The organism is Blastomonas sp. CCH1-A6, assembly GCF_001556365.1.
GTDB classification, from domain to species: domain Bacteria; phylum Pseudomonadota; class Alphaproteobacteria; order Sphingomonadales; family Sphingomonadaceae; genus Blastomonas; species Blastomonas ursincola.
In genome coordinates this window covers 1-289 of record NZ_LSIS01000531.1, presented here as the reverse complement: position 1 = coordinate 289, position 289 = coordinate 1, and the positions used below count along the sequence as shown (strand labels likewise).

Below are 289 nucleotides of genomic sequence, written 5' to 3'. Positions count from 1 at the left end.
AGTTTCCGGCCGGGATCTCGCAGGGCGAGATGCCGCCGCTGTTCGTGACCGGCGCAGCCGGCGACGCCGAACTGGTCAATTACCGCGTGCAGGGCCGCTATATGGTGGTCGATCGCTTGTTCGCCGCCGCCGAGCTGCGCCTGGGCGACCGGCGCAGCGAGCAGCGCGTCCGTATCGTGCGGGACGGCGCGGAACCGCGCCGCAGGGGGCGGCCGTGACCGATCCCGCCGACACTTCCCCGCCCGAGGCGGCCGCACCGCAAGCGCCGCGCCCCGATCCGCAAGCCTTC

General features: G+C 73.7%; 1 protein-coding gene. It reads left to right on the top strand.

The genetic code is table 11. From position 1 onward, the window contains the following. Nucleotides 1–218, top strand: a 218-nt coding sequence (locus AX735_RS22830; protein WP_202189651.1) for a TrbG/VirB9 family P-type conjugative transfer protein, incomplete at its 5' end; no start/stop codon positions are given. Between the last annotated feature and the right edge of the window lie 71 nt (nt 219–289).